Source organism: Serratia sp. CY37869 (genome assembly GCF_052168895.1).
In the GTDB taxonomy this organism is placed as follows: Bacteria; Pseudomonadota; Gammaproteobacteria; order Enterobacterales; family Enterobacteriaceae; genus Serratia; species Serratia ureilytica.
In genome coordinates this window covers 1,850,564-1,873,829 of the sequence record NZ_JBJNLU010000001.1, presented here as the reverse complement: position 1 = coordinate 1,873,829, position 23,266 = coordinate 1,850,564, and the positions used below count along the sequence as shown (strand labels likewise).

At 61.2% G+C, this 23,266-nt stretch carries 24 protein-coding genes; 6 read left to right on the top strand and 18 right to left on the bottom strand.

All coding sequences use genetic code 11. From position 1 onward, the window contains the following. Positions 1 to 131 precede the first annotated feature (131 nt). Positions 132 to 341, bottom strand: coding sequence for a hypothetical protein (locus ACJ8J1_RS08955; protein ID WP_033642834.1), 210 nt, complete (start codon positions 339 to 341; stop codon positions 132 to 134). A gap of 159 nt (positions 342 to 500) precedes the next feature. Between ACJ8J1_RS08955 and ACJ8J1_RS08950 the strand changes: the two genes are divergently transcribed. Then, the gene (locus ACJ8J1_RS08950) at positions 501 to 653 is read left to right on the top strand and encodes a hypothetical protein (RefSeq protein ID WP_170852783.1); all 153 of its coding nucleotides are present in this window, start codon (positions 501 to 503) and stop codon (positions 651 to 653) included. A gap of 38 nt (positions 654 to 691) precedes the next feature. Here ACJ8J1_RS08950 and yniD read toward each other — a convergent pair whose 3' ends face one another. Continuing rightward, positions 692 to 784: a small membrane protein YniD gene (gene yniD, locus ACJ8J1_RS08945; protein WP_016928013.1), complete on the bottom strand. Its 93-nt coding sequence runs from the start codon at positions 782 to 784 to the stop codon at positions 692 to 694. Positions 785 to 1,120: 336 nt separating this feature from the next. Here yniD and ACJ8J1_RS08940 point away from each other — a divergent pair, with 336 nt between their 5' ends. Both ACJ8J1_RS08940 and ACJ8J1_RS08935 read left to right on the top strand, forming a co-directional pair. After that, positions 1,121 to 1,513, top strand: coding sequence for an ASCH domain-containing protein (locus ACJ8J1_RS08940; RefSeq protein WP_033638276.1), 393 nt, complete (start codon positions 1,121 to 1,123; stop codon positions 1,511 to 1,513). Between the two features lie 4 nt (positions 1,514 to 1,517). Next, complete coding sequence (locus ACJ8J1_RS08935; RefSeq protein ID WP_033642835.1) at positions 1,518 to 2,117, top strand: C39 family peptidase; 600 nt, start codon at positions 1,518 to 1,520, stop codon at positions 2,115 to 2,117. Between the two features lie 55 nt (positions 2,118 to 2,172). On the opposite strand, the gene ACJ8J1_RS08930 is transcribed toward ACJ8J1_RS08935, so the two are convergent. The 11 genes from ACJ8J1_RS08930 to yebS all read right to left on the bottom strand — a co-directional run bounded on the left by ACJ8J1_RS08930 (position 2,173) and on the right by yebS (position 14,819). Further along, the gene (locus ACJ8J1_RS08930) at positions 2,173 to 2,412 is read right to left on the bottom strand and encodes a YebV family protein (protein ID WP_033642836.1); all 240 of its coding nucleotides are present in this window, start codon (positions 2,410 to 2,412) and stop codon (positions 2,173 to 2,175) included. A gap of 134 nt (positions 2,413 to 2,546) precedes the next feature. Then, positions 2,547 to 3,482 carry a Csu type fimbrial protein gene (locus ACJ8J1_RS08925; protein ID WP_169539546.1) on the bottom strand — a complete coding sequence of 312 codons (936 nt, stop codon included), beginning with the start codon at positions 3,480 to 3,482 and terminating at the stop codon, positions 2,547 to 2,549. A gap of 16 nt (positions 3,483 to 3,498) precedes the next feature. After that, positions 3,499 to 5,970, bottom strand: a complete 2,472-nt coding sequence (locus ACJ8J1_RS08920; RefSeq protein ID WP_405050748.1) for a fimbria/pilus outer membrane usher protein — start codon at positions 5,968 to 5,970, stop codon at positions 3,499 to 3,501. A 22-nt stretch (positions 5,971 to 5,992) separates the two neighbouring features. After that, a complete protein-coding gene (locus ACJ8J1_RS08915; RefSeq protein ID WP_033642837.1) occupies positions 5,993 to 6,760 on the bottom strand; it encodes a fimbrial biogenesis chaperone in 768 nt (255 codons plus the stop codon). A gap of 20 nt (positions 6,761 to 6,780) precedes the next feature. Then, positions 6,781 to 7,323, bottom strand: a complete 543-nt coding sequence (locus ACJ8J1_RS08910; protein ID WP_033642838.1) for a Csu type fimbrial protein — start codon at positions 7,321 to 7,323, stop codon at positions 6,781 to 6,783. Beyond that, positions 7,317 to 7,820: a Csu type fimbrial protein gene (locus ACJ8J1_RS08905; protein ID WP_033642839.1), complete on the bottom strand. Its 504-nt coding sequence runs from the start codon at positions 7,818 to 7,820 to the stop codon at positions 7,317 to 7,319. The genes ACJ8J1_RS08910 and ACJ8J1_RS08905 overlap by 7 nt, the downstream gene beginning before the upstream one ends. Positions 7,821 to 7,822: 2 nt before the next feature. After that, positions 7,823 to 8,359, bottom strand: coding sequence for a Csu type fimbrial protein (locus tag ACJ8J1_RS08900; protein WP_033642840.1), 537 nt, complete (start codon positions 8,357 to 8,359; stop codon positions 7,823 to 7,825). A 272-nt stretch (positions 8,360 to 8,631) separates the two neighbouring features. Continuing rightward, positions 8,632 to 9,168: a Csu type fimbrial protein gene (locus tag ACJ8J1_RS08895; RefSeq protein ID WP_033642841.1), complete on the bottom strand. Its 537-nt coding sequence runs from the start codon at positions 9,166 to 9,168 to the stop codon at positions 8,632 to 8,634. Positions 9,169 to 9,433: 265 nt separating this feature from the next. Next, positions 9,434 to 10,870, bottom strand: coding sequence for a 16S rRNA (cytosine(1407)-C(5))-methyltransferase RsmF (rsmF, locus tag ACJ8J1_RS08890; protein ID WP_033642842.1), 1,437 nt, complete (start codon positions 10,868 to 10,870; stop codon positions 9,434 to 9,436). 102 nt (positions 10,871 to 10,972) lie between these two features. Then, positions 10,973 to 13,603, bottom strand: a complete 2,631-nt coding sequence (locus ACJ8J1_RS08885) for a PqiB family protein (protein ID WP_033644262.1) — start codon at positions 13,601 to 13,603, stop codon at positions 10,973 to 10,975. Continuing rightward, positions 13,572 to 14,819 (bottom strand): membrane integrity lipid transport subunit YebS, encoded by a 1,248-nt coding sequence (gene yebS, locus ACJ8J1_RS08880; RefSeq protein ID WP_033644263.1) that lies wholly within the window; start codon positions 14,817 to 14,819, stop codon positions 13,572 to 13,574. The genes ACJ8J1_RS08885 and yebS overlap by 32 nt, the downstream gene beginning before the upstream one ends. A 255-nt stretch (positions 14,820 to 15,074) precedes the next feature. Between yebS and ACJ8J1_RS08875 the strand changes: the two genes are divergently transcribed. From ACJ8J1_RS08875 to prc, 3 genes are all read left to right on the top strand, one after another. Beyond that, the gene (locus tag ACJ8J1_RS08875; protein ID WP_033642843.1) at positions 15,075 to 15,572 is read left to right on the top strand and encodes a GAF domain-containing protein; all 498 of its coding nucleotides are present in this window, start codon (positions 15,075 to 15,077) and stop codon (positions 15,570 to 15,572) included. A 96-nt stretch (positions 15,573 to 15,668) separates the two neighbouring features. Further along, entirely contained in the window at positions 15,669 to 16,379 is a 711-nt protein-coding gene (gene proQ / locus ACJ8J1_RS08870; RefSeq protein WP_004931497.1) for an RNA chaperone ProQ, read from the top strand. A gap of 19 nt (positions 16,380 to 16,398) precedes the next feature. After that, positions 16,399 to 18,447, top strand: a complete 2,049-nt coding sequence (gene prc / locus ACJ8J1_RS08865) for a carboxy terminal-processing peptidase (RefSeq protein ID WP_033642845.1) — start codon at positions 16,399 to 16,401, stop codon at positions 18,445 to 18,447. A 67-nt stretch (positions 18,448 to 18,514) separates the two neighbouring features. Here the strand turns inward: prc and ACJ8J1_RS08860 are convergent, their stop codons facing one another. Genes ACJ8J1_RS08860 through ACJ8J1_RS08840 form a run of 5 tightly spaced genes read right to left on the bottom strand, consistent with a single transcriptional unit; the run spans position 18,515 to position 23,264 of the window. After that, positions 18,515 to 19,360: a DMT family transporter gene (locus tag ACJ8J1_RS08860; RefSeq protein WP_033642846.1), complete on the bottom strand. Its 846-nt coding sequence runs from the start codon at positions 19,358 to 19,360 to the stop codon at positions 18,515 to 18,517. Then, positions 19,357 to 20,664 (bottom strand): opine metallophore biosynthesis dehydrogenase, encoded by a 1,308-nt coding sequence (locus ACJ8J1_RS08855; protein ID WP_033642847.1) that lies wholly within the window; start codon positions 20,662 to 20,664, stop codon positions 19,357 to 19,359. Before ACJ8J1_RS08855 ends, ACJ8J1_RS08860 begins: the two co-directional genes overlap by 4 nt. Then, a complete protein-coding gene (locus ACJ8J1_RS08850; RefSeq protein ID WP_033642848.1) occupies positions 20,657 to 21,454 on the bottom strand; it encodes a nicotianamine synthase family protein in 798 nt (265 codons plus the stop codon). The genes ACJ8J1_RS08855 and ACJ8J1_RS08850 overlap by 8 nt, the downstream gene beginning before the upstream one ends. Then, entirely contained in the window at positions 21,442 to 22,227 is a 786-nt protein-coding gene (locus ACJ8J1_RS08845) for an ABC transporter ATP-binding protein (RefSeq protein ID WP_033642849.1), read from the bottom strand. Before ACJ8J1_RS08845 ends, ACJ8J1_RS08850 begins: the two co-directional genes overlap by 13 nt. Continuing rightward, the gene (locus tag ACJ8J1_RS08840; RefSeq protein ID WP_033652483.1) at positions 22,224 to 23,264 is read right to left on the bottom strand and encodes a FecCD family ABC transporter permease; all 1,041 of its coding nucleotides are present in this window, start codon (positions 23,262 to 23,264) and stop codon (positions 22,224 to 22,226) included. Before ACJ8J1_RS08840 ends, ACJ8J1_RS08845 begins: the two co-directional genes overlap by 4 nt. Positions 23,265 to 23,266: the final 2 nt, after the last annotated feature.

Here is a 23,266-nt window from a genome sequence, read left to right as displayed (position 1 = left end):
TAGGGCGTTTTGGGCAAAAACCCGACAATTCCTATTAATTACGTCATATTAGCGTGACATAGTAGCGCGCAGAAGGCCGGGCTTGCATACCTCGGGCTTCTGTCGGATCGCCAACCTTTTCGGTTGGCGATTCATTTTCCGCCTTTCAGCATGTTGATGGCGGCGCCGAGCAGGATACGCCGTTCGATGTCGTTGCTCTCGGCCAGCTGCCGCGCCAGATGTTTCTCCAGCGTTTCTACCGACAGCGCCTCGCCGCGATGGCGCAGTTGCATCACGCTGTCGCCGATCAGGCGCGCGACTTCATCCCATACGGGTTTAATCTCCTGTTCCGAGAACGTCATGGCCTACACCTCGGTGGGTTGATTTTCGCCCAATGTAGCAGTTGAACTGCGGCTTCGCTACCGACGGCCAAAAACAGGAAGCATAAAAAACAAGCCATCAGTATTTCTTCTGGTTTTTGCGCTCAATACTGGCAATGTCGAAAAGCAGGAGAACACATCATGAACTGGATCGAAACCTTGGCGGAGTACTACCGCCTCAGCCGCACGGGTGAAACGCAACATTGGCTGTGCCGTCGCTGGTTGCCACAGGGGGAAGCGCGTCTTGCCTATTTGCGCGAGTTACTGGAACCGACCGCGGCGCCGCGGCGGTGAGCAGGGCGCCGGCGGTTGGCCGGCGTCGTTTTATGGGATTAACCGAACGCTATCGCTGCCCAACGCAACAGCAGCAACGCCAGGCAGATCAGCAGCAGCACCACCACCATTTTACTGAGCTTGTTGCCCATGCGTTTTGTCGCCACGTCGCCCTCTCTTAACTGAAATACCATCCGCCGGCGATGGCGATGAGCAACAGCGTCGCCAACGCGACGCTGTTGAGTAAATCGCTGAAGGTATCGTCAGCATCGAAATCGTCTTGCCGCATGTTGCCGCCTGGCGTTGCCATTGAGTGAATACTGTTCACAGTATGCGCCCCGTAGCGCTGAAGGCACAGCGAAGAACGGTAAAAACTCGTAAAGACGGCGCTGGCGTAACGCGCAGTCGTGCTTGTGACGGATGCAGACGGCCGCCAATACGTTGTACTATCCTGTCTGCATTGAGGCATTTTTCCAAAAGGTATAATCATGGCGACGGCAATTCCACAGAAATACGAGCACCTTGAGCGCTGGGCGTTCGGCGATACCGAACAGCAGGCCGATGAAGTGGTGCAATTGATTTTGAACGGCACCAAAACGGCGACCTGCTCCAACCTGGACGGCGAGGGCATCCCACAGGCCGGCGATCGGTTCCTGGTGGTGGACGGCAAGGGAGAGCCGGTCTGCGCGGTTGAGCTGACCGCGGTGGAAATGAAAACGTACGATCAGGTCGATGAAGCGCACGCCTTTGCCGAAGGCGAGGGCGATCGTTCGCTGGCGCATTGGCGCAAAGAGCTACAACGCTTCTTCGAAGAGTACGATCTGTTCTCGCCGGACATGACGCTGGTGCTGATGAATTTCAAAGTCGTCGACAAGTTCTAAACTGATGCGCGCCGTTCCCTACGAGTGCCAGTGGGCGAGCCCGGAGATGGCCGCCGATCTGATCGCCGGCCGCGCGACGCTGGCGCAAGACGAGAATTGGGCGCGCAGCGGCGCCCGCGATCGGGCGGAGTACGTCGAGTGGGCCAACCACGTGTGCGGCATGGCCTGCCTGAAAATGGTGCTGGGCCACCGCGATGGCGAAGCGCCGCCGCTGTTGGAACTGGCGCGCCGCAGCCTGCCTTATGGCGCCTATGTGCGTGAGAACGAGCGGATAAAAGGGCTGATTTACGCGCCGTTCGTCGAGTACGTGCGCGAGCAGTTCGCGCTGCAGGCGGAGGTGAAGGTGGGGCTGGCGGCCGCCGATGTGCCGGCGCTGCTTCATGAATGCCGCTACTTTATCGCCTCGGTGCATCCCGCCATTCGCCGGCCCGAGAGCATACCGCCGCAGCGGGGCGGGCATCTGGTGTTGATCACCGCCGCCGATCCGCAAAGCGTGACCTTCCATAATCCTTCGGGCGACAGCCCGGCGACGCGCGAGCGAGTACAGCTGTCACTCAACCGCTTCGCCCACTTCTTTGCCGGCCGCGGCATCGCCATCGCATAAAAAAACGCGCTGTTTCTGATGAAAGCAGCGCGTCGTCAGCCGACTGGATGCATTTTCATGCCACCCGCATCACCCAGGCGTCCGTGTGTCGATCGTAGTGTTGCTTGTACAGCAGCGACTGCTTGCCGTTGAGGATGGCCGGAATGCTGGTGTGTTCATCCCAGCCGTCGAGCTGCATGCACAGATCCGGATCGGACTTGCAGGGGATGCTCAGGGTGCCTGCACGGTCGGCGGTGGCGTGAAGATGCGCGTCATCGACCTCGAAGCTGCCAATTTTTACGACGGTTTTGCTCATGGGAACTCCTTGCTCAATGATGTGGTAGGAGGTTAGACCAGTCAGGTCATCGGTATGAGCATAGCCAAATGAGCAAAAAATGCCACATAAAAAATACACTCTGGCAACATTCGGCCGGGCGGCTAGCGGCTGCGCTAGTAAGTCACGACATAGCTGACGTTATCCTGATAGGTGCCGACCGGCACTTCGGTCTGCGCCGGGTTGACGGCGGCGGTAAAGGGGATGCTTTGCGCCAGGCCTGTGCCGGTGCCGCTTTGCGCGTTGGTGCTGCTCCACACGGTACTGGTATTGGGCAAATAGATCTGATACTGCAGGAAGTTGCTGGTGCCGCTGATCATTCGCCGCCAGCCGGTGATCGGGTTGTTGCCGTTGGTGAAGTAGGAGCTGTAAGACTGGGATTTGGTGCAGGTCAGCGTGATGCTTTGGTTGATCGGATTGAATTGCCCCACTAAGGCCATGCTGCCGAAGTTGACGTTGTTGGCGGTGTTGATCAGGCAACTCTTGGTGATGACCGCGGTGACGGTCACGGTGCTGGGTTGATTGGTGCCGTCCCACCAGATGCAAAGCCCTATCAGGCCCAGGCCGCAGATATGGTAGTTCCACACCAGGTTGATGGTATCGGTATAGGTGCCGGCGCTGACGTTCGCGCCGACGACGGTTTTGATATACACCGGAAAGTTGACGTTGGAAGAGATCAGGATCAGCGACAGCAGATTCAGCGAGCTGTAATCGATGGTCTGGCCGACGCTATACGGATACTGGTAGTTCGAATCCGGGTAGATCAAATAAGAAATTTTATCGCCTGAGCCGTTGCCGTTCAGCAGGGCCATGTTGTTAGTGGTGGAAGCGATCTTGACCGTGACGGTGTTTTGCGTCAGCAAATTGAGCCCGAGCCCGGTGCAGTTCAGCCCCGCGGTGCCCTGGGCGCTTATCTGGCCGTTGTAGACGGCGAAGGAGTTGCTGCTGGGCAGGGTAACCGTGCCGTTGGTGGTGGCGCAGTCCGCCAGCGCGCGTTGTCCGCACATCAACAGCAGCGCCGCCAAAAAGATTTTCACTTGCCGAGACATCATTCTTCTTCTCCGTGTGTTACTGGCAGACGAGAGGGCCGACGCGTTGCAGCCCCTGCGGGTTGGCCAGGCTGAAACTGACCTGGCACGGCGGGCCGCCGTCGGCCGGGATTACGCTTAACCGGTTGTGTTGCTGCACCGGATCGATATAGGTCATGCCATCCCATCCGACGTAGCTTTGTTGATTGCCGCCGAGCACCGCCACCTGGCTGCCGTTGGCCAGCGGTTTGCCTTGCGCATCGACCAGCTCCACGTCGGCGGCGGACAGGCGCTGGACGGGGAATTCGACCAGGTAGCCGCTGTGATCGCGGATGGCGACGGTTTTTTCGACCGCCGGCAGGTTAACGTCCGCCGGTAAATTGAGCGGGTCGATTTGGAACTTGGCGTGGTAATACGAGGTGACGGTGGGCACCAGCAGATAACCTTTGTCGTTGGTGACGCCGATGCGCTGGTTCTCGTAGCTGACCGGAATGCCGGCGTAGCCGTCGGTCGATACCAGCGCGAAGGCATCGTTGATGGTGTTGGTGGCATAAACGCCGCCGTTCATCGCCACCAGAGAACCGCTGACTTCGCCCCAGCGGGTGTAGTCGTTACGGTTGCCATACAGCCCGGCGCGGGTTTCCAACAGCGAGGTGCGCCAGGTCACATCCGCCTGACGATAATCGCTGTTGCTGCCCTGGCCGCCGGCATAGGCCAGATTCCAACCGAAACCGCCGTCGGTCGGCGCGGCGCGGCTGTAAGCCACGCGTTCGCTCCAGCGGTTGCCGGCGTCACGGGCGGTGCTGACGTTGGCGGTGCCCCAGGTATCGAACGGAATGCTGATCTGCAGCTGAGAGCTGTAACCGTCACCGCCAATCTCGCGGTTCGCTGAGGCGTACAGGCTGATGTTGCGCCACAGCGTCAGGCTGTACGACAGGTTGACCAGGCGAGTGCGCTGGCCGATGGCGTCGCGCACGTCGAAATAACCGGCGCCCAGGCTGCCGAAGCGGCTCAGGCCGATGCTGCCGGTCAGCTGATCGGTGCGGCGGCTCAGCCGATAGCTGCTCTTGTAGGTGGATAGATCGCCAAAGTCCGCGCTGCGCAGCAGCCGTTGAGCGTTGAGGCTGAAATACTGATTGCTGTAGGTGTAGCTCAGGCTGGTTTGATCGCCGTGTCGGCCGGCGTACTGATAGACCGGCCCGGCATCCGGTTGCTGCACCGGTTGGCCGGTGACCGGATCGTAATACCGCGGCGTGACCGGAGGGGCGTTGAAAGCGTCGCGGCCCGCCTGGCTGTAACTGTAGGAGGCGTTGAGCACCCCTAGCTGCCCGATGCGCACGCCGGCGCCGGCGCCGGTGACCGCCAACTCCGCCGCACCTTCCGCCCGCCCTTCGAGCGTGAGCCAGTCGGTGACGCCGTAACGTCCGCTGCCGCTGGCCACCCACTGGCCGTAGTCCGCGGATCGGTAACCGTAGTTTTGGCGCAGCGCGCCTGCCGACAGGCTGAAATCGCTCAACCCGGCCTGCAGCAGCGAACTGGCGACATAGAACGGCACCGTCGTGCTGATCTGGCGGCCGAGCGCATCGGTCGTCACCACCGTCGCCTGACCGGCGCCGTTGATGTAGGGCACGGTATTCAGGGTGAACGGGCCGGGATTCACGTTGGCGGAGGTGTTTTTATAGCTGTTGATGTACAGATCGACGCTGCTCGGCACGGCGGCCTGGCCGGAGAACTGCGGCAGTGGGTAGGTAATGAGATCCGGCCGCGTGGCGAAATTACGCGCTACCTGCAGACCGCCGACGCGCACCGAACTGGTCCAGGGCAGCGAGCCGGTCGTGAGATCGCCGGCGGTATAGCTGAGCATGGTGTCGTCGTCGCTGTAGCGCCAGCTGCTGTCGTAGCGGATATAGCGATTGTTCTGCTGCGCGGCGGTCTCGCCGTTGAAGCTGCTGCGGAAAATGCCGGTGTTGGCGATAACGCCGAAGCCGTCGAACAGGCGCTGTTCGCTCCAGGCGGAAAAATAGCCCGGATTGCCGCGCCCGCCGCTTTGGCTGACGTAGGCGTCGTAATTCAGCAAGAAGCCCAGGCTGCTTTGCGCCGGCAGCCGCTGCTCCGGGTTGGCGTCGCCGAGGGTTTGCCTGGGGAGCCAATCGTTGGGCACCGAGATCAGCAACTGCTGCGTTTCGCCGCTGTAGGTGACGTCGACCTTATCCAGTTGATCGACGGCGATCTCTTTCACCTGTTTGTCCGTCACCGGCAGGCCGGCATCGATCAGCTGCTGAGGCGTTAAATAGTAATGGCCGCCGCGGTAGGCGACCGGCACGACTTTGCCGGTCGGGCGGCCGTTCACCACCGGCTCCAGATACAGCGTGGTATCCGGCATGCTGACGGCGCGGGGCGGCGGTGGCAAATCGTCGGCGGCGGCAGGCGGCGGGCACAGTTCTACCGCCATACAGAGTACGGCCAGGGCCAGCGGCTTGAGCTGCATGCCGCGTGAGGGCGATGGCGACATCCGCATCACCTGCGCCTCGGGCTCAGTAAGACGGGAGGGTTACGGGCTGTTTATTGTCGTTGACCATCGCCTGCAGCTTGCCGGCGGCAAAACTGCCCGACGGCGGCAGGGCGAAACGCATTTGCGAACCCGGCAGCACATAGCCCAGCAGCCCGTTGTTGAGCGGCTTGCCCTGAATGCTGACCTGCGACAGGCGAGCATGCACGATGCCGTCATTGCGCACGTCGAGCCAGCGCTGGCTGTTTTGTTGCAGCAGCCGGTAGCTGAGCTTCGGCTGGTTGGCGGTGGCGTAGTCGCGCGGGTGTTCGAAGTCTTGCTTGGTCCAGACGCCTTTGCCGCTGACGAACAGCGGCACCGAATAACGCATCTGGAATTTCAGCCCCATCTGCGCGCCTTTGTCGGGCGCTGCGCCATCTTTATCTTTGATCGGCACTTCATCGACCAGGATGCGGTAAGCCCGCTCTTGTCCGGCGGCGGCCGGCGTCTGCTTGATCAGGCGAATCAGTTGGCGTTTGCCGGGGAGAATGGTGGCGACCGGCGGGCTGGCGAGCACCTCGCTCTGGTTGCGGTAATCGTCCTTACCGCCGGTTTGTTGCCAGCCCAGCACGCGAATTTGCATGTAAACCGGCTTGCTGTCGCGGTTTTCCAGCCACAGGGCCGTCGCCTGCTGGTTGTCTTCAATAACCGGATCGATGGGCCAAATCAGAATGGAGGCGGCGGCGAAGGCCTGCGGCTGGCCGGCTAACAACAATCCTGCCAGCAGAGGCAGGCGAAGCAGAGTACTACGCATAATGTGATCCTTTTAAAAGCTCAATAACTCACCGTCACTAAGACCGTATCGTTGTAGGTGCCGCTGGTGGGCAAGGTGCTGCTCGCCATTAAACTGGCGTAGATTTTTATTTCCTGCGTACTGCCGGTGGAGGAGACGGTTTGGGCGGCGCCGCCGTTGCCGCCGTCTCCCCACAAAACGGCGTAGTTGGCATCCTGGTAGAGCTGGTAAATCAGCGTTTCCGAGGTGACCGAGTTCAACAGCTTGCGTCCGCCGGCGATGGAGCCGGTCACGTTATTGCCGACGTTCAATCCCAGGGTGACGCTGAGCCCGGGGTTGCAGCGGATAAGGATTGAGCCGGCGCCGGCGCTCGAGACAATTTTTATCGGGCTGCTTAAAGACGCCACCTGGCCGAAGCTCATGCTGCCGAACGAGGTAACGTTGGTGACGCCGCTGCCGAGCACGCAGCCTTTGATGATCGAAGCATTGACCGTGAAGCCCTGGCTGACGGTATCGGCATGTGCCGCCGGAGCGCCAAACAGCGCCGTCAGCAGCAGGGTGCGCAGCGTTCCGTTAATCACCAATTTATCGTCACCTGTACCGTGTCCGTATAAGTGCCCGTCGCCGGCGTCGCCTGCACCGGAATCATGCCGTACACCGGCAGCCAGACGCTTTGACCGGTGGCGGTCTGCGTCACGCCGGTGACGTTATCCCAGACGGTGGCGTAGCTGGCGCTGGTATACAGGTTGTAGTTCACGCGGGCGCCCGCCGCGCTTTGCAGATAGCGCGAAGCGGTATTGCCGCTCTGTCCGCCGCTGAGCAGCACCGTGTAACTGGTGCCGTTGTTGCAGTTGATCTGCAGTGCACCGGCGTTCGCCTGGCCGGTCACTTTTATTGCCGTATTGAGGAAGTAAACCGTGCCGAAGTTAAAGGTGCCGAACGTGGTGTTGCCGCCGCTGGTGGTGCCTGCGACACAGGATTTGACCAAGGTGGCGCTGACGCCGACCGTCGCAGTGCTGACGTCGGCGCGGCAAGCGCCTGCCAACGACAGCAGCATGCAGGTGACGGCCAGGCGCGTCATGCTTACCAGGTGACGGTCATGGTGACGGTATCGCTGTACGCGCCTGCCGCCGGGGTGGTGCCCGCGGCGGGCACCAGACCATAGACGATCAACGGGACCGCCGAGCCGGTGCCGGTGCCGGTCAGCACACCGGTGGTGCTGTTCCACGGCACGGCGTGGGCGCTGTCCTGGTAGAGGTTATAGCTGATGTAAGCGGGCACGCTGCTGGCCATGCGCCGCTGGCTGCCGGAGGCGTTGAGGCCGTTGTCCAGCGCCACGGTGTAGTTGGTGCCGGTGGTGCAGTTCAGCCCCAGGGTGCCGGTGCCGCCGCTGCCGGTGGCGCTGGCGGTGATGACGTTAGCCAGCGACGAGTAGGTGCCGAAGCTGATGGAGCCGAAGTTGTTGGTGGTGCCGGAGCTGTTGCCGCCGGTAACGACGCAGCCGGCGCCGATGGTTAAAGTGACGCCCAGCGTGCCCTGAATGGTGCCCGCCGCAAAGGCGGCGCCAGAGGTGCACAGCAGAACCGCTGCCGAGGTTAATGCCGCCAGAGTCTTTTTCATCATGGTTCCTTGCCGTAGTAGAGAAGCCTGCCAAAAAGCCCGAAAAATGAGTCAAATGCATTAATCTATTTACAGATTAATTAATAGAATAAGAACGGGGGAATGTCTTGCCTAAAGATTAAAAAATTTATTTATTTTTAAGCGAGATCGCAGGTTGCGTGCAGCGTAAACACATCAGGGGAATCGTGTTTGAGATAACGAAAGGGTTGATAGGAATATTATTATATTAATGAATAACGGAGCGCCGTGGTGGCGCCCCGTGTCGGCAGGCATCACCAGGTTACGGTCATGGTGACGGTATCGTTGTACACGCCGGCGGCCGGGGTGGTGCCCGCAGCGGGCACCAGACCGTAGACGATCAGCGGGACCGCCGAGCCGGTGCCGGTGCCGGTCAGCACGCCGGTAGTGCTGTTCCACGGCACGGCGTGGGCGCTGTCCTGGTAGAGGTTATAGCTGATGTAGGCGGGCACGCCGCTGGCCATGCGCCGCTGGCTGCCGGAGGCGTTGAGGCCGTTGTCCAGCGCCACGGTGTAGTTGGTGCCGGTGGTGCAGTTCAGCCCCAAGGTGCCGGTGCCGCCGCTGCCGGTGGCGCTGGCGGTGATGACGTTAGCCAGCGACGAGTAGGTGCCGAAACTGATGGAACCAAAGTCGTTGGTGGTGCCGGAACTGTTGCCGCCGGTGACCACGCACCCGGCGCCGATGGTCATTGTCACGCCCAGCGTGCCCTGAATGGTGCCCGCTGCGTTGGCTGCGCCACTGATGCACAGCAGAGGTGTTAACGAGAGCAAAACCAGCAGAGTTTTTTTCATCATGATTCCTTGCCATGTCAGAGAAAGTCCGCAAAAACGCCACCCAGAGCTGAGTTGCACGCATTTATTTACTTACATTTAAATTAATAGGATAAGAACGTGAAATTGTCTTTATCAAAGGTCAAAACTTTTTAATTGGCACAGGGCAAGCGTGCGTGGGTGAAATAACGTGATGGTGAAATGATTAGAATAATAACGAATGACGATGGGAATATTATTATCTTTATTTATCGCCGGGGAAAGCGGCTCCCCGGCGCCAGGGCGATTACAGGTGAAAATCCAGCGCGCCGTCGCGCACCAGCTCGCGCGGCAGGTTGTTCTTGATGCGGCTGCCGATGCGTTTGGCGATGCCCAGCGGTTGCCCCTGATAGGTGACGACGCACTCGTCGCCCGCCGGCGGCTGCTCAGGGTAGAGATCGCGGCCGTGATACCACTCCTGGGCCAGCGTGGCGTCCAGCTCGAAATGCTGTTTGCCGTCGGCGCCCGCGAGGGCGATCGCCGCTTCGTGCTGCCAACGGAAACCTTTCGGGAAGCGCTCCGCCAGCTTGAGGCCGATACGCGAGAAGCGCACTTTGCCGAACAGCGGCTCCAGCGCGGCCGGGAAGAGCCAGATTTCCTTGTCGCGCTCCCACAGCCGGCTGTCATCGCCCCAGGTTAAGCCGGATGCCGCGGCGGCTTGGGCGACCAGCGCCGCCTCTTTGCCGGACAGCGGGCTGAATGGGAATTTACCGACTTTATAGGTCGGCTTTGCTAACGGCGCCACGGCGTGTTTTTTACGCAGGCGGGCGACGAAAAACCCTTCGCTGTCGTAAATCTGCGGGAAGACGTGCAGGAAGCCCTCGGCGGTCAACGCCTTGTCGGCGCCGGGGAACAGCTCACCCAGCGGCTCGATGCTGACCGCGTCGCCATAGGTGTCCAGCAGCCAGCGCACCACCTGCTGATTTTCCTGCGCATTGAGGGTGCAGGTGGAATAAACCATCACGCCGCCCGGCGCCAGCGCATGAAACGCGCTGTCGATCAGCTCGCGCTGGGTGGCGGCGATCTCGGCGACGCTTTCCGGCGACCAGTTGCTCATGGCGTCCGGATCTTTGCGCACCACGCCTTCGCCGGAGCAGGGGGCGTCGAGCAGAATGGCGTCAAAACTCTCCGGCAGCGCGGCGCCGAACACCCGGCCATCGAAGTGGGTCAGCGCCGTATTCTTCACGCCGCACCGGCTGATATTGGCGTGCAGCACTTTCACCCGGCTGGCGGAGTATTCGTTGGCGACGATGCCGCCCTGATTATCCATCAACGCGGCTATCTGGGTGGTTTTGGAGCCCGGCGCGGCCGCCACGTCCAGCACCCGATGGGGCGCTGCGCCGCCGGCGAACAACGCGCTGACCGGCAGCATCGAGCTGGCCTCCTGAATGTAGAACAGGCCGCTCAAATGTTCGGCGGCGCTGCCCAATCGCAGCTCTTCATCGTCGCGCTCGATCCAGAAACCTTCCGCGCACCAGGGAATGGGTTCCAATCGCCAGTCGTAGTCCCGCACCAGCGCCAGGAAGTCGGTGACGCTGATTTTCAGCGTGTTGACGCGCAGGCTGCGGCGCAGCGGGCGCTGGCAAGCGGCGATAAAATCGTCCATCGCCAGCTCGGCGGGCATGATGGCGCGGGTGGCGTCGAGGAAAGCGGGGGGCAGAAAAACGGCGGTGGATTTGGCCACGGGGCGAACTCTCAGGGTGCAATAAAGACAAGGGCGAGAGTTTATCACAAAGCGGAAAAAAACAGGGCCCGGCATTGCCGGGCCCTGAGGAAAACGCGAAAGTTAATCGCGCGGAATGGCGGTGCCCCAGGTTTTCCAGTCCTTCGGCTCTTCCGGATTCAGCAGGAAGTGTTTGTTCGGCGTCGCTTTCGGCGCCAGCGGAATGGTTGGCGGCGTGGCGAAGGCGATGCCGCCGCGGATGAACTGCTGGAAGGTGCCACTCTTGATCACGCCGCCGGTCAGGCCGAACTGCAGGTTGTAACCCGACGCCAGCCAGAACACGCTGTTGTTGCGCACCAGATGCTGGTACTTCTTGCTGATGCGCAGCGCGACGTGCACCCGATCGGACATGGCGCCGAGGTAGAAACCGGTGATAGTGCCGACCTCTACGCCGCGGAACAGCACCGGCGTGCCGATCTGCAGCGAGCCGGTTTCGGCCGCGTCGAGCACGACGCTCAGGCCGTCCAGATAGCGCGAATCTGTGATGCTGGCCTGCTGCAGTTCGAAGGTGCGCAGCTCGCGCCCGCGGCCCGGCTCCACGTTGATATAAGGCTGGAGCAGGGTATCGAGGTTGCTGACGCCGGCGGCGGAGATCTCCGGCGACACGATCGAGAAGCGGCTGCCGAGGCGCGCGAAGGTCTGCACGTATTCCGGATACAGCACCGCTTTGGCCAACACTTCGTTGCGCTCCGGCGCCAGCTGCAGCGACTCCACCTGGCCGACGTCGATGCCGAGGTAACGCAGCGGCATGCCCGCCGACAGCTTGCTGGCGTCATAGGTTTTCAGCGTGATTTGGCTGCCCACCGCGCGGGCGGCGGTTTCGCTGGCGTACAGCACGCGGTTGGCGCCTTTGTTCAGCGTCACGCCCTGCAGATTGTCGAAGCTGATGGCGCCTTTCAGCGCGCGGTTGAGCGGTGAAGCCTGCACCGTCAGGCCGCTGCCGTTGAGCTGCACCTTGGCGCCGCCTTCGGCCCAGAAGATGCTTTCACGGGTCAGCAACTTACGGTATTCCGGGCTGATGTAAACGTCCACCTCAAACTCGTTGGCCTTCGGCCGAACGTTGACGATCTCGCCCACCTGGAATTTACGATACAGCACCACTGAGCCGGCCTGCACGTCCGGCAGGCTGGTGGCGCTGAGGGTTAGGGTGGTGGAAGGGGCGTTGCCGACGATGCCTTCCTCGGCTTTTTCGCTGTTGGCGTACAGCGGGTATTGGCCGCCAGGCTCCCCTTTGCTGCCGGGGATAATGCGCACGCCGCCGTCTACCCACTCCTGCGCGCTGGCGCCGAGCACTTCCATGCCGTCTATTCCCAGCTTGACGTCGAGGCGGCTGTTGACCACGAATTTGCTGTCTTTGTGCAGCAGGCCGCGATATTGCGCATCAACGGCGGCGGTGAACACCACGCCGCCGGCGGTCAAGGTGCGGCTCAGGATTTGGCCGACTTTCACGCCGTGCACCACCAGCGGTTGCCCGACGTCGATGCCGTAGCTTTGCGGCGCCGTCAGCGTGACGGTCAACACGCCCGGCTGTTGCAACAGCGTTTCGCTGCTGTCCAGCACGTTGAAGCGCTGCTGCGGTTCGCCTTCACCCGGCACCAATTCCAGCGTGGTGCCGGTCAGCAGTTGGCTGAGCTTGGCGTCGTTGAGGCTGATGCGCGGGCTGCGCATCACGATGCGGGTGCCGCTGCGCATCAGATCGACCACCGAAGGATCGATGGTCAGTTCACCGATGACTTTGCTGTCCTGTTGCAACGTCAGCTTGGTCAGGGTGCCGACCTGCAGCCCCTGGTACATCAGCGGCGTGCGGTTTTCACTCAAATTGTTGCCGCTCGGCAGATCCAGCAGAATATTGACGCCGCGCTGGCTGTGGGCCAGGTCCGGGTAAAGGGTATAGTTCTGATCGCCCTTGGCCTGCTGGCCATCGGCCGGCGAATCGAAGGCGATGGCGCCGTTGACCAACGCCGCCAGGCTCTCCATCTGCACCGTGGCGCCGGACAGGCTGAAATCGCCCTTGAAGCCGGAGACATTCCAGAAGCGGCTGTTGCTCTTCACCAGGTTGGCGAAGCGGCGGTCGATCAGCACGTCGATGGTTACGCCCTTGTTGCCTTCGCTGATGGTGTAGTCATACACCTTGCCGACCGGGATTTTACGGTAATAGACCAGCGAGCCGCTGTTGAGCGAACCCAGATCGTCGGCGTGCAGGTGAATCATCAGCTCGCCGGTGTTCAGGCGGTACTTCGGCTGGGTATCGAGCGCGGTGAAGTGGGTTTGCTCCTTGCCGCTGCCAGGCATCATGCCGATATAGTTGCCGCCGACCAGCGCATCGAGCCCGGAAACCCCGGCCAGCGAGGCTTTGGGCGTCACCAGCCAGAACTGGGTGCCTTCGCGCAGCGAGTCTTCCAGATCGCTTTTGATGCTGGCTTCCACCACGATGCTGCGCAGATCTTTGCTCAGGCTGATTTTTTGCACCGTGCCGACCTCAACGCCCTGGTAGCGCACCGGCGTGCGGCCGGCGACGATGCCCGCCGCCGATTGGAAATCGATGGTGACGGTGGTGCCGCGCTCCTGGAAATTGTTATAGACCAGCCACCCGGCGATCAGCAGGGCGATGAACGGCAGTAACCAGAACGGTGAAATGCGGCGTTTGTTCTTGACCCGCGCTTCAGTCGGTGTAGTCGGCGTTTCCTGTTGCATGTGCATCCCAAATCAATCGGCTATCGAGCCATTCAACGGCAAGAATAGTCAAAATGACCGCCGAGCCAAAGTAAAACGCGGCCGGTCCCATAGTAAAAGATAACAGTTGATCGCGATTTACCAGCGACATCATCAAGGCGATAACGAACAGATCGAGCATCGACCAACGGCCGATCCAGGTGACCAGGCGCAGCAGACGAATGCGCGTCTTCAGGCTGTGCGAGGTTTTGAAGTGGATGCTCAGCAACAGCACGATCAGCACGATCACCTTGGTGAAGGGCACCAGCACGCTGGCGATGAACACGATGGCGGCGATCGGCACGTTGCCGGAGGTGGCCAATGAGACCACGCCGGAGAAAATGGTGTCTTCCAGCCGCGTGCCGTTGGCGTAAATGATGGAAATCGGCAGCAGGTTGGCCGGTATCAGCAGGATCATCGCCGCGATCAGCGCCGCCCAGGTTTTCTGCAGGCTGTAGGGCTGGCGATGGCACATCGGCACATGGCAACGCGGGCAGCGGCCGCGCGCGTCGGGATAGCCGGTATAGTGGCAGGACAGACAAATGTGCAGCGCCGTCGGCGGGCCTTCCGGCTGTTCCTGCGGATAGTAGCGCTCCCACAGCTGCTCCAGATTGACGTGTATCAGCGTCAGGATGCTTAGCACCGTGAGCGAAAGGTAAGCGATCAGCGCGCTGCCGGGCTGGATGTCGGCGTAATCCTGCACTTTGATCGCCGCCACCGCCATGCCGATCAGATAAATGTCCAGCATCACCCACTCTTTGAGCCGCTCCAGCATCAGCAGCACCGGGCGCAGGTTCATGCCGAGCGCATGGCCGAAACGCAGGTACAGCAGCGACAGCACCAGCGTCAGCGGGGCGCCGATGGTGCAAAACGCCACCATGCTGGCGGTGAGCGGATCGCCCTGGCGGCTCATCTGCCAGATGCCCTCCAGCAAACTGGCGTCGATGCGCGTGCCGAGCAGACGAATGCTGATCAGCGGTTCGGTGAAGGCGAACGGCATCAGCAGAAGCATGGCGATCGCCATGGCGGTCAGGCGCGTCATCGACCAGTCGCGGCCGCTCACCACCTTGGCGTTACAGCGCGGACAATAAGCGGCCTGATTGCCGCTGAGCGGCGGCAGCACAAACAGCAGGTCGCACTCGCAGCAGCGTTGGTGGCGCGCTTTGGAAAGGGGGGCGGTGATCGCGTGTATTTTCATTTTTGACAAGTAGCTGCCCTTGAGCCCGCCGGAACTGTCAGCGTAGCTGAAAAATAAACCGGCCGCGTCACCGGCGATCGGGCGCCGGACGGTAAAACGAGGTAAACCGGGATTCTGAGCGGCAAACATACCCCGAGCGACGGGGTTTTGTGAAGCAACAGATGATTAACCTTGTGGCTATACGCATTTAATGCTTATTTTATAGGGCCTAAGCTTTGGGCTTCTGGCCATCTTCACTGTTTCAATGGTTAACACATGACAAAAGAACAATTCTACGCGGAATTAAAACGTGACCTGAGCGCGTTGCTCGGCGGGGAAACCAACTTTATCGCGGCGCTGTCCAACGCCAGCGCGTTGCTCAACGAGCGTCTGGATGACGTGAACTGGGTCGGTTTCTATCTGATGGATGGCGACCAACTGGTGCTGGGGCCGTTCCAGGGCAAGATCGCCTGCGTGCGCATTCCGGTGGGCAAGGGCGTGTGCGGCACGGCGGTGGCGGAAAATCGCGTGCAGCGCGTCGGCGACGTGCATGCGTTTCCGGGCCATATCGCCTGCGATGCGGCCAGCAACGCGGAAATCGTGCTGCCGCTGGCGGTTGGCGGCCGAGCGATCGGCGTTTTGGATATCGATAGCACGGTTTATCAACGCTTCGACGAACAGGACGAAGTGGGCCTGAAAGCAGTGGTGGCGGGGCTTTGTGAGCAACTGGAACAGTGTGACAGTGCGAAATATGTGACTGTGGCGGCAAGTTGATCGACGGTTAACGTGGCAATTACCGATGGCGTCATTATAATGACGCCTGTTCATGCCTGTGGCTTGTTGGCAATACCGTTGTAATCAGGAAATTTCATGGAAAATCAACCTAAGTTGAACTCTAGTAAAGAAGTCATTGCTTTTCTTGCCGAGCGTTTTCCGCTCTGCTTTAGCGCCGAAGGCGAAGCTCGTCCGCTGAAAATCGGTATTTTTCAGGATTTGGTAGAGCGCGTGCAGGGGGAAGAGAATCTCAGCAAAACGCAATTGCGTTCTGCCCTGCGCCTATACACCTCAAGCTGGCGTTACCTGTACGGCGTCAAGGTTGGCGCGCAGCGCGTCGATCTGGACGGCAATCCGTGCGGTGAACTGGAGCAGCAGCATGTCGATCATGCTCGCCAGCAGCTTGAAGAAGCCAAAGCGCGCGTTCAGGCACAGCGTGCCGAACAAAACGCCAAAAAACGTGAAGCCGCCGGCGAATCCGCCGATGCCGCTCCGCGCCGTCCGCGTCCAGCCGGTAAAAAGCCCGCTGCACGTCGCGAAGGCGGAGCCGCGCCGGAAAACCGCAAGCCGCGCCCACAAACTCGCCCACAGCCCGCTCGCCAACCTCGTGCAGCCAAAGAGGAAAGCCAGCCGCGTTATGCGCCAGTCACGGATATCTCTAAACTGCAAATTGGCCAGGAAATCAAAGTCAGAGCAGGCAAGAGCGCGATGGATGCTACCGTACTCGAAATCGCTAAAGATGGCGTACGTGTGCAGCTCTCTTCCGGTCTGGCGATGATTGTGCGCGCAGAACACTTGCAGTTCTGATACGGAGGCCAACCCAGGCATGAACAAATTCGTCAGATTAACAGCGATTGCAGGGCTGCTGTGGGCGGGTGTCAGTTACGGCGCGGAAACAGCCAACATCCGCATCGGCCAACTGCCCCAACTGCAACAGGAACCCCAGCACGCTACGGTGAGTGAGCGCGTCACCTCGCGCTTCACTCGCTCTCATTACCGCCAGTTCGCCCTCGATGCGGAATTTTCAGGCAAGATCTTCGATCGCTACCTGAACATGCTGGACTACAACCATAACGTGTTGCTGGCCTCCGACGTGGCGCAGTTCGCCGGCAAACGCAATCAGGTTGGCGAAGAGCTGAAAACCGGCAAGCTGGACACCTTCTACGCGCTGTTCAATCTGGCGCAGAAACGCCGCTTTGAGCGTTACACCTATGCGTTGTCGTTGCTGGACAAGCCGATGAACTTCACCGGCAACGGCACTATCGATCTCGACCGCAGCAAAGCGCCGTGGCCGAAAGACAAGGCCGAGCTGGATAGCCTGTGGGATGCGAAAGTCACGTATGACGAGCTGAACCTCAAGCTGACCGGCAAGACCGACAAAGAAATCCGCGACACGCTGACCAAGCGCTATCAGTTCGCCATCAAGCGCCTGACGCAAAGCAACAGCGAAGACGTCTTCCAGCTGGCGATGAATGCCTTTGCGCATGAAATCGACCCGCACACCAACTATCTGTCTCCGCGCAACACCGAGCAGTTCAACACCGAGATGAGTCTGTCGCTGGAAGGCATCGGCGCGGTGCTGCAGATGGATGACGACTACACCCTGATCAACTCGATGGTGCCGGGCGGTCCGGCGGCGAAGAGCAAAGCGATCACCGTGGGCGACCGCATCGTCGGCGTCGGCCAGGCCGGCAAACCGATGGTGGACGTGATCGGCTGGCGCCTGGACGACGTGGTGTCGTTGATCAAAGGGCCGAAGGGCAGCAAGGTGCGCCTTGAGATCCTGCCGGCCGGCAAGGGCACCAAAACCCGCGTGGTCACCTTGACCCGCGAGCGCATCCGTCTGGAAGACCGCGCGGTGAAAATGACCATCAAGACCGTCGGTAAAGAGAAGGTGGCGGTGTTCGACATCCCCGGCTTCTATGTCGGTCTGACCGATGACGTGAAAGTGCAGCTGCAGAAGATGGCCAAGCAGAACGTCAAGAGCGTGATCATCGATCTGCGCACCAACGGCGGCGGCGCGCTGACCGAAGCGGTGTCGCTGTCCGGCCTGTTTATTCCGAGCGGCCCGGTGGTGCAGGTGCGCGACAACAACGGCAAAGTGCGCGAAGACGCCGACACCGACGGCGTGACCTACTACAAAGGCCCGCTGGTGGTGCTGGTCGATCGCTTCAGCGCCTCCGCCTCCGAAATTTTCGCGGCGGCGATGCAGGATTACGGCCGCGCGCTGATTGTCGGCGAGCCGACCTTCGGTAAAGGCACCGTGCAGCAGTACCGTTCGCTGAACCGTATCTACGATCAGATGCTGCGTCCTGAGTGGCCGGCGCTCGGTTCCGTGCAGTACACCATTCAGAAGTTCTACCGCGTCAATGGCGGCAGCACCCAGCGCAAGGGCGTGACGCCGGACATTCTGATGCCGACCGGCGTCGATCCGGCGGAAACCGGCGAAGCGTTTGAAGACAACGCCATGCCGTGGGACAGCATCAATGCGGCGACCTACAGCAAGACCGGCGATATGGCGCCGTTCGAGCCGGAGCTGCTGAAAGATCACCAGCAGCGCATCGCGCAAAATCCGGAGTTCCAGTACATCGCGCAGGATATCGCGCATTACAAGGCGCTGAAGGATAAACGCAACATCGTGTCCCTCAATCTGGCGGTACGCGAGAAAGAGAATCACGATGACGACGCGACCCGTCTGAAACGCATCAACGAGCGTCTGGAACGTGCGGGCAAGAAGCCGCTGAAATCGCTCGACGATCTGCCGAAGGATTACCAGGAGCCGGATCCGTACCTGGATGAAACCGTGCATATCGCGCTGGACCTGGCTCATCTGGAAAAGGATCAGCCTGCTCAGCAGCCGACGCCGGCCAAATAAGGCCACGGCTTTGCCTGTGAAAAACGCACCCTCGGGTGCGTTTTTTTTTGGTTGCGGCAAGCCCGGCTTAAGCCGGTTTCTTACGGTGACGCAGCCCGAGCTGAATGCAGGAAACCACCACCAGCAGACAGCCGAACAGCGACAGCAGCAGCGGGATCTCATGCCAGAACAGCCAACCCCAGGCGATGTTGAACACGATGCCGATATAGCGGACCACCGAGACCACGATCAGGTTATCGGAAGAGAAGGCCTGGGTTAAGACGACCTGCCCCAACAGCGACACCAGGGCGATGGCGAGCAGAATGGCGAACTGATAGGCGTTGGGCCAAACGAACGCGTTCCACATCAGCGGCAGCGAGATCAGCGTTGCGATGAACAGGAAGTAGAACACGATCTCGTAGTTGTGGTGGCGCTTACTGAGTTTGTTGACCGACAGATAGGCGATCGAGGCGAACACCGCGCTCATCACGCCGACCAGCGACGCCAGGGTATAGGCCGAGAAGTGCCACGGCCGCACCAGCAGCACGGCGCCGATGATGACCATCGCCAGCCAAAACGCGGTGCAGGCGCTGACCCGTTCACGCAGCACCAGCAAGGAGAGCAAAATGGAGAAAAACGGCGACAGGTAGGCCAGCATGCTGGCGTCGGCCAGCGTCAGATGGGCGATGCTGTAAAAATAACAAATGAGATACAGCCCGCCCATGGTGCCGCGCAACACCAGCAGCGGCCGGTCTACGCGGCTGAAGGCGATGCGGTGGCGGTACATCAGCAGCAGAACCAGCACACAGCCGATGCTGCTGCGAAAGAACACGATTTCACCGGTGGGAATAGCATCGGAGATGGTTTTAACCAGCGCGTTCATGACGCTGAAAATCAATGAGGCAAAAATGGCCAGTAGCGCACCCTGATTCATGCTTGCCTCCGCCATTGTCGGTAAATGATGTCCGCCTGCTCGTCGCAGGTATCGTCCAGCAACGAGCGATGGCAATGCTCGGCGCCGATCCGGGTGACGAAGTGCTGCAGCGCCTGCTGAAAGCGGGCCAACAGACGCTGGGCGGCGGGCATCTCGACGTCAAGCCGCTGCGCCAGCAAGACCAGGACGCGCAGTTTGCGCACGTCCTCTTGCGGCACGCGCGGCAGGCGCCAGCGCCCCTGGGCATCCTGGAAGACGCGGGCGACCCTGACGGCGGAAAAATCATAGTAGCGGCCCTGCGCGTCCGGCTCGGAATAGGGGTCGACCAGCAGCGCGGTATAACGCGTAAACAGCGCATAGCATTGCTCCGTCGGCGCGAGCTGCGGGAATTGGTCAATCCAGCGGCGGCTCACCATACGGGGCGGAACCGGGTAGTTGTCGTCATTCAAAAAGCGCAGCAGGTTAATGGCCTCGATGCCGAGCCGGTTGAGCAACTGCTGGTAATCCTGCGAGAGCGCCAGCATGTCGGCGATCGCCTCGGGACAGATGGGGCCCTCGGGGTGGGTTTTATACAGGTACTGGATCGGCGCCTGCGGCTGGAATATCGCCTGCAGCGTGGTTTCGGCCAGCGCCAGCGGAGGATGAACATAATTGGTGATGCTGAAGCGCTCGGCGGCGAGCTGGCTGTTGCAGCGTTGGGCGTCAATGCCGTGACGCGCCAGCAGCGAGCAAAGCCAGTCGAGTTCGGCGCAGTCTGACCTTGTGCCTGCGCCGGCCAGATAAATTCGCTGCTTGAACGCCTTGGTGTAGGCGCGGTAAGGCTGTTCGGCGTTCTGGTATTTGGTGTCGGCGTAGTAGCTCGACAGGCTGATGACCTCGACGTGGGATTGCCCGGCCTCCTGCAGCAGGCTTTGCGCCATCAAGCCGGAGCCGATGGAGGGAGAGAGCAGGATCAGTGAGCGCAGTTGGGGCAACGCCGCCCATGGCACCTGTCGCAGCACGTCATGGTATTGATCGGCGGGGACGGCAAGGATCAGTCTGCGCCAGTCGCCGCCGACGAGCGCCAGATCATCGCAATAGCGGTCAATTGTCACCTGCGCATCGTCTTGGGTGCGCTGCGCCTTACCGGCGCCCGTCAGCCACAGGCTGGGCGTGTGCGCCAGATGTTGCTTCAGGCGGCGCCCTTTTTCGCTGGGACGGTTGTACAGGCCGATGCGCGCATTGCCCGCGGCCTTGATGTCCGCCGCCAGTTGGATCGCCGCCGGGCCGGCGCCGAGGATCAGGGTGGGAAAGGCATTATTCATGGCGGTGAGGCTCCAAAATCAACAGATCGTACAGCGGGGTGGTGAGCGGTTTACCGCTGACGCGCCAGGGCGAGCCGGCGGCCTGGTGGTGGTAAGGGCAGTTGAAGATCGACTTGAGGCCATTGCCATAGCGCACCAGCAATTTGCCGCACTGGGGCAGCAAAGGCCGCAGCGCCTTCAGCAAACCCTGCTTGTCCGCCACCAGGGAGGCGATGATGATGTGATCGATATCGTTGCGCGTCAGGCCGTTCAGCTTGTCGATGCAGGGCATCTGCTGCACCAGCCCCAGGTGGCGCGTGAGCCGGCGGGCAAAACGCTGGGCCGCCGGGTCGCAATCGTAGCAAATGACGGTGGCGGAGAGCCTGGCGACCAGCGCCAGCGCCGTGGTGGGCAATGCGCCGCTGCCCACCAGCAGCACCCGTTCGCCGGGTTTAATGTCGGCGGCCGCGATCTCCAGCTGCAGCGCGCGGTCGAAACTGTTCAGGTAGGCGTTGGTTTGCGCCGGTTCCCGGCACAGCGCCGAGACGCGATGCTTCTCGTAGTCGCACAACGCGGCGTTGGCCGTCGCCCGCAGTTGGGTGATCTGCGCCGTTATCAAACGGTCGTTTTCCAGCTTTTGACGATAGGCCTGCAGCTGCGGTTCGTCGTTAAAGGCCTGCAGGCGGCTGAAACGACGTTCCAGCAGGGAAAAATGGCGCCGATCTTGCCGGGCGGAACGGTGAAGCTGGTGAATTTCCTGTTGCAAGCCGGCGAGTTGCGCCAGCATGTCCGCCTTGGTCAGAGTGTACATGGGGATTCTCCGTGTGCGTGTAACAGCTGTGTCGGCAGCAGATAGGGGTAGCCCTGCGGGCTGACGCCGTTTTCGATGCCGACGCCAAATACGCGAGACACCATCGGATGTCCCATCATCTGATGGGTATCGCCGTGGCAAACGACGCGTCCGTGCGCGAGCAGCGTGAGTGAGTGGCAATAGCGCAGCGCCAATCCCAGATCGTGGATCACCAGCAGCGTGATGCAGCGGTGGCGCCGGCCGTAGTCGGCGATCTGATTGAGCACGCGCAGCTGGTGGTGGATATCCAGCGCGCTGGTGGGTTCGTCGAGCAAAATGATCTGCGGCTGAGAGACGAAAGCCTGAGCCAGCATCACCAACTGTCGCTGGCCGCCGCTGAGACGGTTGAAGGGGCGATCGGCGAGCTCGGAAATGCCGCATTCCGTAAGCGCCTGCTCGACCGCATCGGCCTGGGCGGCGCTGACGCGCCAGCTCAACTGGCGTACCTTGCCCAGCAGCACCATGTCAAAAGCGGTCAATGCCGAATCGCAGCGATTTAGCTGCGGCACATAGGCGATACGGCTGGTTTTCGGATCGAGAGGGCGCTCGCGGTAAGCGATCTCGCCGCTGCACGGCACCATGCGGTTAATCGCTTTCAGCAGCGTCGATTTGCCGGCGCCGTTGGGGCCGATGATGCCGCCGAGCTGCGCCTCCGGCCAGCTCAATGAAACGTCTGCCAATAGCGAGCGGCGATGCAGCGAGACGCCGACGCGGGTGAGGGTCAGTTGAGTCATGGGCGTTTAACCTGTCGAGTGACGAAGTAAAACAGCACCGGCACGCCGATCAGGGCGATAACGATGCCGATGGGCACCACGCCGTTCGGCATCACCAGCTTGGCGACGATCGAGGCGCACAGCAGCAGCAGGCTGCCGCAGAGGGCGGAAATGCAGATCAGGTAGCGCTGATCCTCACCCACCAGAAAGCGGGCGAAATGCGGGGCGATCAGCCCGACGAACCCGATGGTGCCGACAAACGAGACCGAGGCGGCCGTCAGCAAGGTCGCCAGCAGAAAGGCCAGCTTGCGCAAGGCGCTGACATTGATGCCCAGCCCCTGGGCCTGCTCTTCGCCGGCGGACAGCGCCGTCAGCCGCCAGGCGAGCCGCAGACTGACGAACAGCGCGCACAGCAACACGACGCCGGTGATCGCCACGCCGTGCATATTGGCTTTGAGCAGGCTGCCGAACAGCCAAAAGACAATTTGCTGCATGGCTTCCGGCGAGGCCAGAAACAGCAGCAGCGATTGCAGCGACTGAAAGAAAAACAGCACCACGATGCCGCTCAACACTAATATTTGCGGCGTCATGCCGCGGCGTTGTCCCAGCAGATAGACAGGCACGCAAGCCAACAGCGCCATCAGCGAAGCCAGCAACGGCGTGCCCAGCGCCAACGCGCCGCCCAGGCTGAAGCCGGTGAGGATCGCCAGCGCCGCGCCGAACCCCGCCGCGGCAGAGATCCCCAGCGTATAGGGGCTGGCGAGGGGATTGGCCAGCACGGTCTGCATCAGCAGGCCCGCCAGCGCCAGGCTGGCGCCGACCACCAAGGCGGTGAGCGTCATCGGCAAGCGAATCGACCAGAAAACCGCCTGATGCAGTGCGTTGCCGGGGGCAGAGCCGGGCCAAAGCATCCGCACGATATCCGTGAGGCCAAGTTGCGCGGCGCCGACGGTGAGATCGATGGCGGTCGCCGCCAGCAGCGCGCCGAGCAGCGCCAGCGTCAATAGCCCGCGGCGCAGCCTGCGCCGTCGCAAAAACGCACGTCCTGTGTGGGCCACGG